The sequence below is a fragment of the Acinetobacter sp. A2 genome (assembly GCF_048537555.1).
Lineage (GTDB): Bacteria > Pseudomonadota > Gammaproteobacteria > Pseudomonadales > Moraxellaceae > Acinetobacter.
Genome location: NZ_CP183239.1, coordinates 615,292 through 634,105, shown reverse-complemented (window position 1 = coordinate 634,105; position 18,814 = coordinate 615,292). Strand labels below are relative to the sequence as shown.

Sequence of the window (18,814 nt, the reverse complement as noted above, 5' to 3'; positions counted from 1 at the left end):
AAGCTGTGTAACTCGATTAGAATAGCGCCACTTTTGCAATATCTTTACGACTTATGTCTGATTTTAACCAATCTCCCTCCCCAAAAGACCAACTTGATCTGGTCTATGGTCTGAATGACCGTCCAAAACCACTTATCGCTTTTTTAGCCGCATTCCAGCATTTATTGGCGATTATTGTACCGATTGTTACACCTGGCTTGCTGATTTGCTTGGCTTTGGGTGTTTCAAAAGAAGATACCAACATGATTTTGTCGATGTCTTTGGTCATTTCAGGCATCGCGACCTTTTTACAATGTAAAAAAGTTGGCCCTTTTGGTGCTGGCTTACTCATTGTGCAAGGTACCAGTTTTAACTTTATTGGCCCCATTATTGGGATCGGCTCTGCCATGGTCGCAGCAGGTACACCTGTTGAGTCAGTCATGGCGGCAATTTTTGGTGTCGTGATCGCAGGTTCATTTATTGAAATGGGCGTGTCCCAAATTTTGCCGTGGGTCAAAAAACTGATCACACCACTGGTTACTGGCATTGTGGTGCTGTTAATTGGTCTAACCCTTATTAAAGAAGGCCTCATCAGTATGGGCGGTGGCTATCAAGCCATGAGCAATAATACTTTTGCCAATACTGACAACCTGATTATGTCGTGTACGGTCTTAGCCATCATTATTATTTTGAACCGTATCAATATCACCTGGATTAAAAGCTCTGCTATTTTAATTGCCTTGGTGATTGGTTATGCACTGGCAGGCATGATGGGTCATTTAGACTTTTCAGGCTTGAAAGATGCGCCACTGATACAAGTTCCTACACCTATGCATTTTGGACTAGATTTCTCTTGGAGTCTGTTCATTCCTTTGGCCTTTATTTATTTGGTGACTTCACTGGAAGCAATTGGTGACATCACCGCAACATCCAAACTTTCCAATCAACCTGTAGATGGCCCGCAATGGATGCAGCGTATCAAAGGTGGTGTATTGGTGAATGGCGCCAACTCATTCTTGGCAGGTATTTTCAATACTTTCCCAAGTTCGGTGTTTGCCCAAAACAATGGTGTAATTCAACTGACAGGCGTTGCCAGCCGTTATGTAGGAATTTGGATTGCAGCACTGCTGATTATTTTAGGTCTACTCCCTGCAGTTGCAGGCGTGATTCAGGCAGTACCTCAAGCAGTTCTAGGTGGTGCTGTAATGGTGATGTTTGGTGCTGTCGCAGCTTCAGGTATCAACATTCTTTCAGGGGTACAGCTAGATCGTCGTGCCTTACTGATTATTGCAATTTCTCTTGGCTTAGGCTTAGGTGTTGCACAAGTGCCACAAATTTTGGAACACTTACCTGAATTATTCCGTAATATTTTCAGCTCAGGCGTTGCCACAGGCGGTATTGCAGCACTCATTTTAAATATTGTGCTTCCTGAAACCAAAAAGTAATTGCATGTCCAAAAAACACTGTCTGAGCTGAACTTAGACAGTGTTTTTCTATTGGAGAGAGAACCATGAACCCCCAAAGCGAAGTTTTACTCAGACAATATGACTATTTGTCTGGTCGTGTTCTACTGATCAATGCCCCAACCGATCAACTCCTCGCAGAATTGGGTGACTCAATCCAAGCCTCTGTCTGGACATGGAATTTCAACGACTATCAATACTTTCAAAATCAGCAGGCTCAAGTGCATTTTGGTGCAGAGTTTCCTGCTGCCGAGTTTGATCAAGCAGTTATTTTCGTACCCAAATCCAAAGAATTACTGAATTATTTAATTCATAATGTTGCGGCCCAACTCAAAGTGGGCAGTAGCATATTTTTGGTGGGCGAAAAGAAAGGTGGGGTTGAGCGCGCAGCCAAACAGTTACAGCCTTATGGCAAAATGCTCAAACTTGATAGCGCACGCCATTGCCAACTTTGGCAGCTGATTTTAGAACAAAATGTTCAGGCTAAAGCACTGTCTGACTGGGCACAACGCTATAACATCAGCACACCAAAAGGTGACTTACAAATTTGTGCGCTACCAGGCGTATTTAGCCAAAAGCATTTAGATGTCGGTACTGCAGTTCTCTTACCTTATTTAAGTCAGGTGACGTCTGGAAAAATTGCAGATTTTGGCTGTGGTGCTGGGGTCATCAGTGCTTATTTAGCGACGTTAAATCCTGAAAACCGAATTTTTGCGCTCGATGTCGATGCCTTTGCTTTAGCATCTACACAAATGACGTTTGAACAAAATCAGCTCAATCCTCAACAACTTGAAATTAAAGCGGTGACAGGCATTCAGGATGCCCCGCTGTTTTTACATGCCATTGTCAGCAATCCCCCATTTCATCAAGGTATTCAGACCGATTACGATGCCAGTGAAACCCTATGTAAAACTTCACGTCGTCATTTGAAATCGGGTGGTGAACTTTGGATTGTAGCCAACCGCTTTTTGAATTACCCGCTATTAATTGAACAAAGTTTTGGTCAATGCACAATCAAGGCAGATCAACAAGGCTTTAAAGTGCTGTTTGCCAGTACACAAAAAAATACGAAGGATGCATGATGAGCGAAACTCAAAACAATCGACAGTTACAGCGTAAGCTCGGTGCACGTCATTTAAACATGATTGCCATAGGCGGCTCGATTGGTACAGGCTTGTTCCTTGCCTCAGGTGCAACCATTGCCAATGCTGGCCCAGGCGGTGCATTACTGGCCTATGCCCTCATTGGTGTAATGATTTATTTCTTGATGACCAGTTTAGGGGAACTTGCCACCCACAATCCAACCTCTGGGGCTTTCTTCACATACGGCAGCAAATATGTAGAAGGCGGCTTTGGTTTTGCGCTAGGCTGGAACTATTGGTACAACTGGGCCATTACGGTTGCATTTGAATTGGTGGCTGTACAATTTATAATGAAATTCTGGTTTCCCGATATTCCTGGTTTCTATTGGAGTGCGTTATTTCTAGCAGTTGTATTTGGTATTAATGCATTAACCGTAAAAGGATTTGGTGAATCAGAATTTTTCTTCTCGCTGGTCAAAGTCCTTGCAATTGTAGCGTTCATCATCATTGGTATATTCATGATTGTAAAAATCATGCTGACTCCAGATGTCGCTACTTTCGCCAATTGGAACAAAGGTGAAGCTCCGTTTGTCGGTGGATTATCTGCCCTGATTGGTGTAGCGATGATTGCAGGATTCTCTTTCCAAGGCACTGAAATGGTCGGAGTTGCAGCAGGTGAATCTAAAAACCCGAAGAAGACCATTCCAATTGCAATTAAACAAATTTTCTGGCGAATCTTATTATTTTATATCGTGTGTATTTTCATCATTGGTACACTCATTGCTTACGATGACCCACGTTTACTCCAAGCAGCAGCGACTGATAATATCTCCCTTTCTCCTTTTACTTTACTGTACGAACAGGCAGGTTTTGCTTTTGCAGCAAGTGTTATGAATGCAGTGATTTTAACGGCTATTTTATCTGCTGGTAACTCAGGCATGTATTCCTCTACCCGTATGCTATTTGATATGGCACGCAAAGGTAGCGCCCCAAAAGCTTTTGCACGACTGGATGCACGTGGCGTACCCATGAATGCACTTTATGCTACTACCGCAATTGCCGCACTGTGCTTTTTAACCACTTTTATTGGTGAAGAACAAGTATTTAACTGGCTATTGAATATGTCAGGTATGTGTGGCTTTATTGTCTGGCTTGGTATTGCTGTATCACATTATCGTTTTCGTAAAGGCTATTTGGCACAAGGCTACCAACTGCATGATTTAGCCTATCGTGCTAAATTCTTTCCATTTGCCCCGTGGTTTGCCTTTATCCTATGTGCGATTGTGGTCTTAGGTCAAAACTACCAAGCGGTGCTTGATGGTGAATGGTTAGCGGTGTTATCAACCTATATTGGGATCTTTTTATTTTTAGCCATTTGGTTAGGCTATAAATGGAAACACAAAACCAAGCTCATTGCCTATCAAGATATGGATGTACAACCCATGCTTACAGATCGTGACTAAAATAGATCACCATCTGTTTCTTCATGATTAATCAAAAACAGCCATCTTTTGGCTGTTTTTTTTTGCGGGATATTTAAACCAATACGGTCAAAAATTATTTTAGTTAAAATCTATTATCAAAAAACAATGATATTCAGCAATTAAGCTATTCAATTTTTTCTCTACCCAGTTTGATATTCTATTCATCATTCCCTAACTCTTTGAGGAATTCTCCTTCACAATCTGAACTTCATTAATCTTTCTATCGCGTGATTGTATTTACATCACCCGTTTCTCTCAATACATGGTTAGCATGCTGCATCTTATCTTAAGACAATGTAAATCCAGATGATTTTCCCTTGTGTTTTCAACACACAAACTGAATAGACATAAAAAAACGACTCCTAAGAGTCGTTTTTTTCAACTTAACTCAAATTATTGAGCTTGTTGTTCAACAGTCACTGTACGGCTGCCAGTGATCGTCGCGAATACACGACGGTTCATAGCACGACCTTCTTTAGTGTTGTTGTCAGCAATCGGTTGATCCCAAGCGAAACCTTGAGTAGACAAGCGAGCTGGATCTACATTGTATTCGTTTACAAGTGAAGATTTAACAGAGTTCGCACGCGCTAAAGATAAACGTTCGTTCAGTGCACGTGGACCAGTGTTGTCAGTGTGACCTTCGATGCGAGCAGTAGCGTTTGGATATTCAACTAACTTCTCAGCAACTTTAGCGATTTCTGGCTTGTACTGATCTTTGATGTTTGATTTGCTAGTATCAAAGAACACACGAAGTTCCATGTTCAGGTCTTCAGTCAACTCTTGTGGAGCTGGTTGAACTGGAGCAACTGTTTCAACTGGAGCAACTTCTACTACAGGAGCAGCTGGTTTCAAGTGACCACCAAGAACAACGTTAAGACCAGCTAAAGCTGTGTAGTTCCAGAATTGCTCATCAAAGTGGTAAGTACCACGTGCTTCAGTACGAAGAGATAAAGCATCGTTCAAACGGAAGAACGCACCAACACCAGCATTACCTAAAGTACCTTCTTCACCATCACGGATATAACCTACACCATTAGCGCCTTCTACGTCATATTTATAGTGACCAGCACCTAACAATACGTATGGCTTGATTTTGCTGTCGTAGTTTTTAGTGATTAGATCAGAAGTCGCATAGAAGTTACCTGCGATATTTTGACCCTTGTATTCACCACCGTTGCTGGCATCACCTTTGATTTGGCTATATTCAGCTTCAAAACCTAACCAAGGAGTAAGCTCAACACCAAGTGCTGCACCAACGAACAGGTCATCATCAAGCTCTACGCTACTTGTTAAACTACCATCATTACCACCATTGTTATGCTGTGTATCAAACATAGTATAACCAAGCATTAATGGGGTAACAGTTACGCCCGCGTTTGCAGCAGCTAAAGGAGCAGCTACGAGCATTGCTAATGCAATACGACTCATTTTCATGGATTTATCCTCCAGAGATAACAATTGTTGTTCAAGCTCAAGCCTAAATTTTCGACTACCCTGAGATAGGCTTTCTTATACCCCAGTATTATTTTTAAGCTAGTCACTTTGAATCATACAAACACTTTATTACTTTTCCAAGTGCTTGATAATTTTAATCAAGTAAATTATTGACAAAATTACTTACAATTTCCGTTGTAATTCGGTAACTTTCTACTCAATTATTTGTGGCGAATAGCCTATCTTTCTTGCTGTTTATTTTAACACTTTCTAGAGAAGTTGTTTAGTAATTATTATACACAGCAGATAAAGCACTATAAAACAACAAATTACTCAGATTAATCATAAAAAACATAACAATAACAGGTAAAGACTTATGTCGAATGTAAGAAAAAACGGCTTCACGCTGTTTGAATTGATCGTCACGTTAGCGATTAGTGCGATTTTAGTCATGATTGCCCTGCCACATTTTCATCAGCTGATGGCAGAACAAGAACTCAAACGAATTCAGTATTCATTACAGTCCAGCGTGAAAATAGCACGCTCTCATGCCTTCACCCATCACAGCAATGTAGTGATTTGTCCTACACAAAACTTTGTTCAATGTAGCAAGCAAAACTGGAATACTGGTTTTTTGATCTTTATGGATCGTAATCGAAACCGCCAAATTGACGACAGTGAATACATTCTTTATACAGAAAAAACTGCACTTAAATACGGAACCTTGGATTGGCGTGGAACTTTAAACATTCCTAGTGTGACTTTAAATGCTCAACAAGGTTTGCCGATCGGCTCAAATGGTAGCTTCTTTTACTGCTCCACTCACCTTACAAGCAAACGCTTAGTACTCAGTAAAATGGGGCAAACCCGAGCAGAAGACATCAATATATGTTAACTCAGCAGTCTAAACGATCTTTACATTGTCACTTTATTCTTATCTTTTTTTGCCTATACTGCAGAAGTGATCTATTCCTGCTTGGAATTCAATTTAGACAAAAGCACATATAAATTGGGAGAATAAAATGACGGATATCGTTATTATAAATGGTGCACGCACTGCAATGGGTGGCTTTCAAGGCAGTTTAGCCAATGTGACTGCACCAGAATTAGGTGCGGCAAGTATTCAAGCGGCCATTCAACGTGCGGGGGTACAAGCAACAGAAATCGATGAAGTCATTATGGGCTGCGTCCTGCCTGCGGGTTTAAAGCAAGGCCCTGCCCGTCAGGCGATGCGTCAAGCCGGCTTACCAGATTCTACAGGTGCGGTCACCATTAACAAACTCTGTGGTTCTGGAATGAAAGCTGTCATGCAAGCTGCCGATGCAATCAAAGCAGGTTCTGCCTCAATCATTGTCGCAGGTGGCATGGAGTCAATGAGTAATGCACCTTATGTACTGACCAAAGCACGTGCTGGCTACCGTATGGGACATGGTGATGTGAAAGACCACATGTTCTTAGATGGCCTTGAAGATGCTGAAACAGGTCGTTTGATGGGCTCATTCGCACAAGATATGGCAAATAGCAAAGGTTACACGCGCCAACAAATGGATGACTTTGCGATTCGCTCACTCAAACGTGCACAAACTGCGGTCAATGAAGGCTATTTCGCTGATGAAATCGTCCCTGTGACAGTTACAACTCGTAAAGGCGATGTCATTGTAGATAAAGATGAACAACCTTTTAATGCCAATATTGAAAAAATTCCAACACTTCGTCCTGCTTTTGCCAAAGATGGTACGATTACCGCAGCCAATGCCAGCTCAATTTCAGATGGCGCTTCAGCCTTAGTCCTAACGTCTGCTGAACATGCTTCTGCCAAAGGGTTAAAGCCTATGGCAAAAATTGTAGCCTATGCAACCAACTCACGACATCCTTCAGAATTCACTATTGCCCCAATTGGTGCAATTCAGAAAGTATTGGATCGAGCAGGCTGGAATGCACAAGATGTAGATTTATGGGAAATTAATGAAGCTTTTGCTATGGTCACCATGTGCCCAATGGATGAATTCAAACTAGATCCTGAAAAAGTAAATATCAACGGTGGTGCCTGCGCACTTGGTCACCCTGTAGGTTCGACTGGCTCACGCATCATTCTGACTTTAATTCATGCACTGAAACGTATAGGTGGTAAGCGTGGTGTAGCGGCTTTATGTATTGGCGGCGGCGAAGCAACTGCTGTAGCAATTGAGTTACTATAAATCAGTAACCGATACCCTTTTTGCACTCTTTTAAAATCAAGTGTCTTGTCCTGAAATAGATTGACAGTATTCCACTTCAAACCGAGTTAAGCAATTAGCTCGGTTTTTGTTTGCTCATACATCTGATTCGGGGTGTTCATATTTAAACTTAAATGCGGTCTATAACAATTGTAAATCATGATAGATTCCGCAATTAAGTGATCTAACTCCTTCATGGTTTGACATCGCGTGGTTAAAAACTCCTGCTTTAATATTCCATTAATTCGCTCTGCTAATGCATTCTGATAACAGTCCTTGCCATCTGTCATGGAAGGACATATCCCATAATGGCGCAATGCCGATTGATATAGCTCAGAGCAATATTGAGCACCTCTATCTGAATGATGAATCATCCTAGTCGCTCGATCTGTCGCTTGCTGCATCGCCATATGTAGAGCCTGCACAACATTCTCCGCACGCATATCATTCGATAACTTATAACCTTTAATCTGTCGGGTATAAGCATCTGTCACCAAGGATAAATAATGCACACCTTCAGCACTCTCAACATAGGTAATATCACTAACAAAGACTTCATTGGCTTGCACTGCTGAATAATCCTTTAATAAATTTGGATGCTTCTTCATCCAATGCTTGCTATCCGTAGTTTTTGTATAGCGACGCTTAGGGCGAATCAATAAGTTATTTTCTTTCAATATTTTAAATAACTGATCCCGTCCACACTTTAAACCACGTTGCAACAATTTGCCTTTAATAAGCCAATACAGCTTACGTGTTCCGATACTTGGCATGAGACAGCGATATTCCATAACCAACTCAAGTATTTGTTCAGTTGCTTGTGCAGTCATTTGAGCACGTTTTTCTGCTTGATAATAAGCTTGTCGGGTGATTCCCAACCACTGACAATAATGTGAAACGCTTAGTCTTCTTTGGCTTTGCCAATCTTTGAAACGTGCTCGGTATACTTTTTTCCAAGATCAGTCCCACATTCTTTATCAATGTGATAAATCACATCCTGAATAAATTCAGTTTTAAGCTTTTCTGCGGCTAACTGCTTTTCTAATTGGCGGATTCGTTGTTGGGGTGTCAATTGGCGTTTAGAAGAAGTCGGCATATTCGAAGTCCAGTCCTGTTGTCCGTGCTTGCGTAACCATACCAGCACAGTTGATCTTCCTTGAATACCATATTTTGCCTGAGCTTGCTTATAAGTAATTTGCCCTTTTTCTACTTCATGTACCACCATCATTTTAAAGGCAAAGCTATAGTCACGTTGTGTACGTTTAACTCGTTGTTCTCGTTTATGTTCCATAAAATAAGTCTCTTAAGGTGTAAACTTATTTCAGGACGGGACAAAGAAAAATAAATAAAAGTCTCAAATTTTGAGGCTTTTATTTTCAAATGCTGACGACCTAAGCATTAAAAGGTGAATACATCATTCACCTTTTTTATATCTAATGATCTAGAGATATTTACAAACCTGTCAGTAGCACAATCGCCACCTGATTCATAATAATTTCAGCAATGTATAAAGCTAAAAATGCAATGATTGGTGATAAATCAATCATACCCATGTTCGGCAATAAACGACGGAATGGTGCTAACAACGGCTCTGCCAACTCTTGAATCACTTCAATATAAGGCCCACGAGACTGGGTAAACATGACCACCCAACTTAAAATAATAGTCGCAAAAATCAGATAGCGACAGAAACGGATTAAATCCTGAATCATGGTCACAAAAGTCAGAATCAACAAGTGAATCGGACTGTTCGGCATAGCCCCATTCAGATACATCACCCCGAAAATTTTAAGTAAATACAGCACCACTAACAAAGCTAAGGCAGCTGAATTAACCCGACCTTTGGCTACAGTTGGAAATATACGACCAAATACATCTACAATTTTGGTGGCTTTGATGGTTGAAAGCACCACAGGGTTATATGGGCTAACCGCAGCCAACTGCATTAAGAAACGGAAGAAGACGAGCAAAATTGCTACGTTAATGATAATGCCAAAAATTAGCGCAGAATTTGCACCCATACTTGAACTTTCCTAAATTTAAATTCTTTGTTTTTCAACTATTAAATGCTGTCGCTTAACTCTTGTGCCAATTCTTGACTGCGCATTTTTGCAGCAGCCAATGCAGCCTGAATATTTTGTGAAATTTGCGCATGGTCAAATACTTCAATGGCCGCCTGCGTAGTACCATTGGGTGAAGTGACATTCTTACGTAATTCGGCAGGCGTATTCGAGCTGGTAATTGCCATTTGTGCGGCACCTAGTGCTGTTTGCAAAGTAAGTGCTGTAGCAACTTTTTCATCTAAGCCTAAGTTTTTACCTGCACGAATCATACTTTCCATCATATAGAAGAAATACGCTGGGCCAGAACCTGATACCGCAGTCACCGCATCAATTTGTGCTTCTGAGTTTACCCAAATCGTCAAACCTGTCGCAGCCAAAACCTGACTGGCCAATTCACGATCTTTGGCATCTACATACTCAGTTGCATATAAACCATGTGCGCCCGTTTGTACCAAAGCAGGGGTATTTGGCATGACACGTACCACACGCTCAGTACCCAATAAATTCGCAATCGTTGAAATTTCTGCACCTGCAACAATCGAGATCACTAATTTATCTGCAAATTGTCCCTGTAATGGACGTAACACCTGTGCCAAAACTTGTGGTTTTACGGCAAAGACGACAATATCTGCCTCTGCAATCGCAGCTAGATTATCGTCAGTCACATGTACATCTTTTTCTTGCAGAAGCTGACGTACTTGCTCTACAGGGTCTGAAACTGTAATACGTGTTGGCGGTAAACCTCTGGCAATCAAACCGCCAATTAAAGCCTGCGCCATGTTGCCACCGCCAATAAAACTAATATTACAATTCAATACTGCACTCATGATCCACGCTCTTCGTTGAGTTCTTTATTCGTTAAGAGACTAAATTCGGTTGCCATCCATCTGCGACACAATAGTCCGACTGTGCAAGCCAAAAGCCTTTGGGGCTAAAGACGCCTAGCATAACATTATCTAGGCTTAATATTTGAATTGTATGACGTGTCCACGGAAAAATTTGTGCTTCCTGAATGGCTTTTTTCAGCGGCCAAGCCCCTACCCGCCCATATAAATGGATTTTTTCGCCCCCCAAACGTGGGCGTAAAGTCAGGGTTTTATTTAATAAACTTGAACATAAACCAACTTTTGCTGGCTGCAATTGATAACAACCCGACCAAAGCTGAAAAGGCTGATCTGCCTGCAACAATAAATCCTGCTCTACCGCTTCAAAATGTTCCTCAGCTAAATACTCTGCTTTAGGCAAACGAAATAATTGTTGCTGATAACGCAGATAATAATAATCCTGACAATGTAACGCCGCTTGCGCATCAGCTTTGGCCTGAATCACTTCTCGCTGCAAACGCTCGACCATATCAAAACTTGGACGATATTGCGCTTGTCCTTTCATCCATGCCGATAATAGCTGACGTTGTCGTGGCAAAGACAATTGTTGCAACTGAATCAAATTTAGCTGCGAATTTGTACCACAAGCGGCCAAATCTTGTGCTAAGACTTCAGCCAAAATTTTCTCGGCATCTTGCATCAAGCTTGCGGTTCGTGTGACGGCTTGCTGCATTTTAGGAAAACGCTGCTGTAACACAGGCCACAAGATTTCTCTCGACCAAGCCCGATCATAATGCACATCCTGATTACTGGGGTCTTGTACATAATCTAGCTTTAACGCAGCACACCATTGGCAAATTTGCTCACGAGAAACATCTAGCAATGGTCGCCAAATGGTCAAATCTTCACGAACATCGATGGCTTGCATTGCAGCAAGTCCGTGTACACCGGCTCCTGAAAGTAAGCGCAACAACACCGTTTCAGCCTGATCTTGTTGATGATGTGCCAATACTAGAACTTCGTTGGCATCCAAATGCTGCATATATGCCTGATAGCGAGCCAGACGTGCCTGATTTTCCAAATTACCCTCGGCCACACTGACTTTTTGTAGCACACATGGCACATTTAAACTATGACAGGTGGTTTGAACCAATTCGCCCCATGTAGCACTCGGACTTTGCAATTGATGATCAATATAAATCGCCCGTACTTTTTCTGGGCACAAAAACGACAAAAGATGCAGTAGCAACATGGAATCCATGCCGCCACTACATCCAATTAAATATTTTGTCTGTGCAGGAAAAGTCTGTAACTGACTTAAGACGCTAGACCTAAATTGTCGCTGCCAAACTTCATTAAACGTTGGTAACGTTCTTCGCATCGTTGTGTTGCATCCATTGCTTGCAATTCACCCAAAGCTTCTTTTAACACAGCTTTTAGACTTTGCATCACTTGTTCAGGCTGTAAGTGTGCACCTTCACCCTCATCGACCACGTATTCTACAATACCGATCTTTTGTAGTTTTTCTGCAGTCAATGCTAATGCTTCACTGGCTTGTTCGGCTTTTTCTGCAGTTTTCCACAGAATAGACGCACAACCTTCTGGTGAAATAACAGAGTAAATACTGTGTGACAACATCACTACGCGGTCTGCCACACCAATGCCCAAAGCACCACCTGAACCACCTTCGCCTAATACTGTGGCAATCACAGGCACTTTTAAGTTTGACAGTTGCGCTAAGCTGGTTGCAATTGCTTCGGCTTGACCACGTTCTTCTGCACCTACACCTGGGTACGCACCCATTGTATCTACAAAAGTGAACACAGGCAGATTAAAACGCTCTGCCATATCCATGAGGCGTTGTGCTTTACGATAGCCTTCTGGGTTACACATACCAAAGTTGTGCTGTAGTTTTTCACGGGTACTGCGACCACGATGCTGACCTATCACCATGACAGGCTGACCATCAAAGCGTGCCAATCCACCGATCATTGCACCATCATCACCAAATAAACGATCACCATGCAAGGCATCAAATTCAGTGAAAATTTCACCCACATAGTCTAGAAATTGCGGACGTTCAGGATGACGTGCAATTTGCACGGTTTTCCATGCCTTAGATTGAGCAGCTTTTTTCATAAGTCGACTGTTATCCCTAAATTAACCAAATCTTAATCGACAAATTGTTCCGACTGAATATTCAATTCAATGTCCCAATTCTTGAATTGCACTTGTTCATCGTGCAATTCAGCGACAAGCAATGGCCATTGTTTGGCATCACCCGACACGCTGAGCTGCCATTGTTGCGCATTGCGGATGCTTAATTCAATGGCAGGAAGCATCGCATCGCTACGACTTGCGTTGACCAAAACTGCAAGGCGCAGTAGCAAACTTAAATAGACAATTTTATTGCCACCGGCTTTCAGCGCTTCTGTTTTCGCGTCTTGACGCAATTTTCTGCGATGATTGGAAACCAAATGTGAGAGATAGTTTTGGTCAATTTGCGAGAAACCCGGAATGTCCGAATGTTGCAATAAATATGCACCATGACGATGATAACTGCTATGACTGATGGCTAAACCAATTTCATGTAAGTATGCCGCACGACGCAATAAGTCACTATCTTCATTATTTAATTTTAAAGCTTCAGCAACGCTATCAAACAAATGCTGTGCTGTTTTTACCACCCGACCCGCTTGTTTAGGGTCTGAGTTATAACGCCCCATTAAGGCTTGTACACTACGGTCACGAATGTCTTCATGCTGGAAACGGCCAAGCAAGTCGTACATTACCCCTTCACGCAAAGCACCGTCTGAGTAAACCAGTTTATCAATATTTAAAACATCAAACACAGCATATAAAATGGCCAAACCTGCTGGCAAAACTGCTCGACGGTCTTCTTTTAAACCATCAAACTCCATTTCTGATACGTGCTTAAACTTAAGTAAACGGTCTTTGAGTTTTTCCAAACCTTCACGGGTGAGATTTTCCTGCTCATTGCTCCAACCCATATTCACGGTAATTTGGCGACATGCCTTAATGGTGCCGCTCGAGCCTGCAACGGTATCCCAACCTGCTTCTTTATAGGTATTGGCAATTGAATACAGCTCTTTACGTGCCGCTACCACTGCTTTTTCAAAACTGCTTTTGCTAATTTCACCATCGGCAAAATAGGCTTTGGTATAGGCCACACAGCCCATTTGTAAAGATTCGGTGTGAATTGGCTCAAATTCTTCGCCAATAATTAATTCTGTCGAACCACCACCAATATCAATCACTAAACGACGACCACTATTGGCCATGGTGTGTGATACACCCAAATAAATTAAGCGCGCTTCTTCACGCCCTGCAATAATCTCAATTGGCTTAGGCAAAATTTCTGCAGCTTTTTGAATAAACTCATGTCCGTTTTTGGCCTGACGCAAAGCATTGGTGGCAACAATACGCAAACGGTTTGACTGTACCGCAGTTAAACGCCCAACAAAACGTGCTAAACATGCCAAACCACGTTGTTGTGCTGCTTCGGTTAAATTCTTGTTTTCATCTAAACCAGCGGCCAACTGCACTTTTTCTGACATTGATGCCACTTTTTTTACTTCACCATGATCCACCCGCGCAATGGCTAAGTGGAAACTATTCGACCCCATATCGATGGCTGCGAGTAACTCTTCATCAATTAAAAAATCAGACATTCTTCAAACAAACCTAGACAGAATTGTGCCTAGAGTAATTCACATACACCTAATTTAAAAGCCATTTATCAGCACAATTTGACGACTATTTAAAAATTCTGCATATATGACAATTGTGTTACAGAATTGTCGTGATCGTGAGGATCAATTAGACAAATTTGTATTTTGGATGGAAAATCCAAAGATCCCCCCTACTTTGTTCAAGATGGCTATGTAATACTAATTGGTATAGCTATTTTTAAAAATTATTTGGAGCGTAATCCATGTCTGGCAACATCGTAAACACCACTGATGCAAACTTCGAAGCAGATGTTCTTCAATCAGATACTCCTGTATTGGTTGACTTCTGGGCTGGCTGGTGTGCGCCATGTAAAGCAATTGCACCAGTACTTGAAGTACTTGCAGACGAATATCAAGGCAAAGTAAAAATTGTGAAAGTGGATGTGACTTCTTGCGAACAAACTGCTGTGAACTACAACATCCGCAATATTCCAGCATTACTTATGTTCAAAAATGGTGAAGTTGTTGCGCAACAAGTTGGTGCAGCACCAAAATCTAAATTGACTGCATTTATTGATGAAAATATCTAAGTCTGTTTTACAGATCATGAATAAAAAAATACGCTCTCTGTTGGCGTATTTTTTTGCCTATAAATTGACAAACTCCCGTTTCTCTCTTATATTGCATGCTCAAGAAACATAGGATCTTCCATCCGCTTTCTTAAAAGACACAACACAAAAATGCCGCTCGGCAACAGAAATTGTTTTTCACATTTTTCAATCAAACAATGAATCAGTGCTCTGAATCGTTATTGTGCAAATACAATTGCTTTCATTTTATTGTATGAATGCGGCTAAATGTTGCTCCCTCTCTAACCTGTACCCCAGAATTTTTATTCTATCAGAACCTCTATGAACTTAACCGAACTCAAGAAAAAACCGATTGGCGAACTCATCAAGATTGCCGAGTTTATGGGCCTTGAAGGAATGGCACGTAACCGTAAGCAAGACATTATTTTTGCCATCTTAAAGCGCCATGCCATGAATGGTGAAGAGATTTTTGGTGATGGCGTTCTAGAAATTCTGTCAGATGGTTTTGGTTTCCTACGCTCAGCTGCAGGTTCATACCTTGCTGGCCCAGATGACATTTACGTGAGTCCTTCACAAATTCGTCGCTTTAACCTGCGTACAGGTGACACCATTACAGGGACTATTCGCCCACCAAAAGAAGGCGAACGTTATTTTGCTTTGCTTAAAGTAAACCAAATTAACTACGACACCCCAGAAAATTCACGTAATAAAATTTTATTTGAAAACTTGACCCCACTCTTCCCAACCGAACAATTGGTGATGGAATTGGGTAATGGTACAACAGAAGATTTAACCGCACGTGTGGTAGATTTGGTTGCACCAATTGGTAAAGGTCAGCGTTCTATTATTGTGGCACCGCCAAAAGCGGGTAAAACTATGTTGCTGCAAAATATTGCTCAATCCATTGTGCGCAACAACCCTGAAGTGTTCTTAATCGTACTTCTCATTGACGAACGTCCAGAAGAAGTGACTGAGATGGAACGTACCGTTCGTGGTGAAGTAATTGCATCAACCTTTGATGAATCACCTGCACGCCACGTTCAAGTAGCTGAAATGGTAATTGAAAAAGCCAAACGCTTGGTTGAACATAAAAAAGATGTCGTTATTTTACTCGACTCGATCACTCGTTTAGCCCGTGCCTATAACACAGTTGTACCATCTTCAGGCAAAGTATTGACGGGTGGTGTGGATGCACATGCTCTAGAACGTCCAAAACGCTTCTTTGGTGCTGCACGTAATATTGAAGAAGGTGGCTCACTGACCATTATTTCAACTGCACTGATTGAAACAGGCAGTAAAATGGACGAAGTGATCTACGAAGAGTTTAAAGGTACGGGTAACCAAGAAATTACTTTAGACCGCCGCATTGCAGAAAAACGTGTTTTCCCTGCCATGAACATCAAGAAATCTGGCACCCGTCGTGAAGAGCGCTTAATGAGCGAAGATAATTTACGTAAAGTTTGGATTTTACGTAAACTCTTGCACACACAAGATGAATTGGCAGCAATGGAATTCTTGCTTGATCGTATGAAAGAAACCAAAACCAATGATGATTTCTTTGATCAAATGAAGCGTAAAGCTGCGAATTAATTATCTGTAAATATCATGTCTTGTCCTGAAATAGATTGACAGTATTCCACTTCAAACCGAGTTAAGCAATTAGCTCGGTTTTTGTTTGCTCATACATCTGATTCGGGGTGTTCATATTTAAACTTAAATGCGGTCTATAACAATTGTAAATCATGATAGATTCCGCAATTAAGTGATCTAACTCCTTCATGGTTTGACATCGCGTGGTTAAAAACTCCTGCTTTAATATTCCATTAATTCGCTCTGCTAATGCATTCTGACAACAGTCCTTGCCATCTGTCATGGAAGGACATATCCCATAATGGCGCAATGCCGATTGATATAGCTCAGAGCAATATTGAGCACCTCTATCTGAATGATGAATCATCCTAGTCGCTCGATCTGTCGCTTGCTGCATCGCCATATGTAGAGCCTGCACAACATTCTCCGCACGCATATCATTCGATAACTTATAACCTTTAATCTGTCGGGTATAAGCATCTGTCACCAAGGATAAATAATGCACACCTTCAGCACTCTCAACATAGGTAATATCACTAACAAAGACTTCATTGGCTTGCACTGCTGAATAATCCTTTAATAAATTTGGATGCTTCTTCATCCAATGCTTGCTATCCGTAGTTTTTGTATAGCGACGCTTAGGGCGAATCAATAAGTTATTTTCTTTCAATATTTTAAATAACTGATCCCGTCCACACTTTAAACCACGTTGCAACAATTTGCCTTTAATAAGCCAATACAGCTTACGTGTTCCGATACTTGGCATGAGACAGCGATATTCCATAACCAACTCAAGTATTTGTTCAGTTGCTTGTGCAGTCATTTGAGCACGTTTTTCTGCTTGATAATAAGCTTGTCGGGTGATTCCCAACCACTGACAATAATGTGAAACGCTTAGTCTTCTTTGGCTTTGCCAATCTTTGAAACGTGCTCGGTATACTTTTTTCCAAGATCAGTCCCACATTCTTTATCAATGTGATAAATCACATCCTGAATAAATTCAGTTTTAAGCTTTTCTGCGGCTAACTGCTTTTCTAATTGGCGGATTCGTTGTTGGGGTGTCAATTGGCGTTTAGAAGAAGTCGGCATATTCGAAGTCCAGTCCTGTTGTCCGTGCTTGCGTAACCATACCAGCACAGTTGATCTTCCTTGAATACCATATTTTGCCTGAGCTTGCTTATAAGTAATTTGCCCTTTTTCTACTTCATGTACCACCATCATTTTAAAGGCAAAGCTATAGTCACGTTGTGTACGTTTAACTCGTTGTTCTCGTTTATGTTCCATAAAATAAGTCTCTTAAGGTGTAAACTTATTTCAGGACGGGACATCAGAACCCTTAAAAAAGCCATCTTATAACGATGGCTTTTTTATTTGGTTGACAGAGTTTACATAAAGACACAATTGCACGTGGTATATGTAAACTTATTTTTAAGTAAATGATTATAAAATAATATTTGGTAAAAAACTTTTAGTTTTTAGCCAGTTACCTTGCAACTCTCCAATCTAAACTGACAAATTGATTGTTATTTTCTGTTAAAAAACCACGTATTTTTCCTGTTTTTTGCCTTTTTTTCAATCAACCTAGTAGCAATTCAAAAAGCGCAGTGATAGCATATTCGCAGACCAGTTAGACTGCGCCTGCGTTGTTAGTGCCTAACAAATTTAGGAATAATAAAAGCATACAACAGACTAACGTCGGTTTTTTTTAATCTCATATTTTAGAGAGTGATGCCATGTTATTCAAAAAAATCGCTATTGCTGCTGCAGTTGCTACTACTTTAGCTTTCGTTGGTTGTGCTAAAAAAACTGAAGAAGCTGCTGCTGACGCTAACGCTGCTGCATCTGAAGCTGTTGTAGCTGCATCTGAAGCTGAAGCTGCTGCTGACGCTGCTGCTGTAGAAGTTGCTTCTGGCGCTGAAGCTGCTGTAGACGCTGCTGCTGATGCTGCTGACACTGCTGCTGCTGCTGCAACTGATGCTGCTGACGCTGCTGTAGACGCTGCTGCTGCTGCTTCTGAAGCTGCTGCTCAATAATCGATTAGATTATGCAGTACAAAAAGAGAGCCTCTGGCTCTCTTTTTTATTGCCTGTTTTAAATTACGGACACAATATACAAATCGTGGTTTTTTAAAGCATCAGAACAGTTCCACCCCACTTGCAAGTATGTTAGTCAAACCTTTGAAATTCAATCAGAATATTTTCCAAAGTTTATTAAAGCTACCATCCATTTTGGGCAAGGTAAAATCATCTATTGATTATGTACTACAGAGACAATTGACTATCTAAGCTATTGGTCTTCTTTATAGATTATTTTAAAAAGTAGGCTAAATGTATTTCAACTCACGCTAGATGCCAGCCTAAACCAAATACAAGTATTAAATATCTAACGCAGAATTAA

The 18,814-nt window shown here is 41.2% G+C and carries 16 protein-coding genes; 8 read left to right on the top strand and 8 right to left on the bottom strand.

Annotated elements, in window-relative coordinates:
• Positions 1-53: 53 nt before the first annotated feature.
• From ACNS8M_RS02930 to ACNS8M_RS02920, 3 genes are all read left to right on the top strand, one after another.
• Positions 54-1,424, top strand: a complete 1,371-nt coding sequence (locus tag ACNS8M_RS02930) for a uracil-xanthine permease family protein (protein ID WP_168542006.1) — start codon at positions 54-56, stop codon at positions 1,422-1,424.
• 65 nt (positions 1,425-1,489) lie between these two features.
• Positions 1,490-2,524, top strand: coding sequence for a methyltransferase (locus ACNS8M_RS02925; protein ID WP_168542008.1), 1,035 nt, complete (start codon positions 1,490-1,492; stop codon positions 2,522-2,524).
• Entirely contained in the window at positions 2,524-3,987 is a 1,464-nt protein-coding gene (locus ACNS8M_RS02920; protein ID WP_419225318.1) for an amino acid permease, read from the top strand. Before ACNS8M_RS02925 ends, ACNS8M_RS02920 begins: the two co-directional genes overlap by 1 nt.
• Before the next feature lie 414 nt (positions 3,988-4,401).
• Here ACNS8M_RS02920 and omp38 read toward each other — a convergent pair whose 3' ends face one another.
• A complete protein-coding gene (gene omp38, locus ACNS8M_RS02915) occupies positions 4,402-5,442 on the bottom strand; it encodes an outer membrane protein Omp38 (RefSeq protein WP_168542012.1) in 1,041 nt (346 codons plus the stop codon).
• A gap of 376 nt (positions 5,443-5,818) precedes the next feature.
• On the opposite strand from omp38, the gene ACNS8M_RS02910 reads away from it, so the two are divergent.
• Together ACNS8M_RS02910 and ACNS8M_RS02905 are read left to right on the top strand one after the other, a co-directional pair.
• A complete protein-coding gene (locus ACNS8M_RS02910; protein WP_168542014.1) occupies positions 5,819-6,337 on the top strand; it encodes a GspH/FimT family pseudopilin in 519 nt (172 codons plus the stop codon).
• A gap of 127 nt (positions 6,338-6,464) precedes the next feature.
• Positions 6,465-7,640, top strand: a complete 1,176-nt coding sequence (locus ACNS8M_RS02905) for a thiolase family protein (protein WP_419225101.1) — start codon at positions 6,465-6,467, stop codon at positions 7,638-7,640.
• A gap of 86 nt (positions 7,641-7,726) precedes the next feature.
• On the opposite strand, the gene ACNS8M_RS02900 is transcribed toward ACNS8M_RS02905, so the two are convergent.
• The 6 genes from ACNS8M_RS02900 to ppx all read right to left on the bottom strand — a co-directional run bounded on the left by ACNS8M_RS02900 (position 7,727) and on the right by ppx (position 14,237).
• A protein-coding gene (locus ACNS8M_RS02900; RefSeq protein ID WP_419225100.1) for an IS3 family transposase occupies positions 7,727-8,949 on the bottom strand; the annotation gives its coding sequence in 2 pieces (ribosomal slippage) (positions 7,727-8,613 and positions 8,613-8,949; 1,224 coding nt in all).
• Positions 8,950-9,109: 160 nt separating this feature from the next.
• A complete protein-coding gene (locus ACNS8M_RS02895) occupies positions 9,110-9,679 on the bottom strand; it encodes a YggT family protein (protein WP_104852451.1) in 570 nt (189 codons plus the stop codon).
• Positions 9,680-9,720: 41 nt separating this feature from the next.
• On the bottom strand, positions 9,721-10,548 hold the full coding sequence (proC, locus tag ACNS8M_RS02890) for a pyrroline-5-carboxylate reductase (RefSeq protein WP_168418108.1): 828 nt from the start codon (positions 10,546-10,548) through the stop codon (positions 9,721-9,723).
• Between the two features lie 31 nt (positions 10,549-10,579).
• A complete protein-coding gene (tilS, locus tag ACNS8M_RS02885) occupies positions 10,580-11,926 on the bottom strand; it encodes a tRNA lysidine(34) synthetase TilS (protein ID WP_168418107.1) in 1,347 nt (448 codons plus the stop codon).
• Positions 11,863-12,684: an acetyl-CoA carboxylase carboxyltransferase subunit alpha gene (locus tag ACNS8M_RS02880; RefSeq protein ID WP_168418106.1), complete on the bottom strand. Its 822-nt coding sequence runs from the start codon at positions 12,682-12,684 to the stop codon at positions 11,863-11,865. The genes tilS and ACNS8M_RS02880 overlap by 64 nt, the downstream gene beginning before the upstream one ends.
• Before the next feature lie 32 nt (positions 12,685-12,716).
• Complete coding sequence (gene ppx, locus ACNS8M_RS02875; protein ID WP_168418105.1) at positions 12,717-14,237, bottom strand: exopolyphosphatase; 1,521 nt, start codon at positions 14,235-14,237, stop codon at positions 12,717-12,719.
• Between the two features lie 263 nt (positions 14,238-14,500).
• Here ppx and trxA point away from each other — a divergent pair, with 263 nt between their 5' ends.
• Positions 14,501-14,827: a thioredoxin gene (trxA, locus tag ACNS8M_RS02870; protein ID WP_004975164.1), complete on the top strand. Its 327-nt coding sequence runs from the start codon at positions 14,501-14,503 to the stop codon at positions 14,825-14,827.
• Between the two features lie 321 nt (positions 14,828-15,148).
• Positions 15,149-16,417 (top strand): transcription termination factor Rho, encoded by a 1,269-nt coding sequence (gene rho, locus ACNS8M_RS02865; RefSeq protein WP_004975162.1) that lies wholly within the window; start codon positions 15,149-15,151, stop codon positions 16,415-16,417.
• Positions 16,418-16,478: 61 nt separating this feature from the next.
• Here the strand turns inward: rho and ACNS8M_RS02860 are convergent.
• A protein-coding gene (locus ACNS8M_RS02860) for an IS3 family transposase (protein ID WP_419225099.1) occupies positions 16,479-17,701 on the bottom strand; the annotation gives its coding sequence in 2 pieces (ribosomal slippage) (positions 16,479-17,365 and positions 17,365-17,701; 1,224 coding nt in all).
• Between the two features lie 449 nt (positions 17,702-18,150).
• Here ACNS8M_RS02860 and ACNS8M_RS02855 point away from each other — a divergent pair.
• On the top strand, positions 18,151-18,450 hold the full coding sequence (locus tag ACNS8M_RS02855) for a hypothetical protein (RefSeq protein WP_167846239.1): 300 nt from the start codon (positions 18,151-18,153) through the stop codon (positions 18,448-18,450).
• Positions 18,451-18,814: the final 364 nt, after the last annotated feature.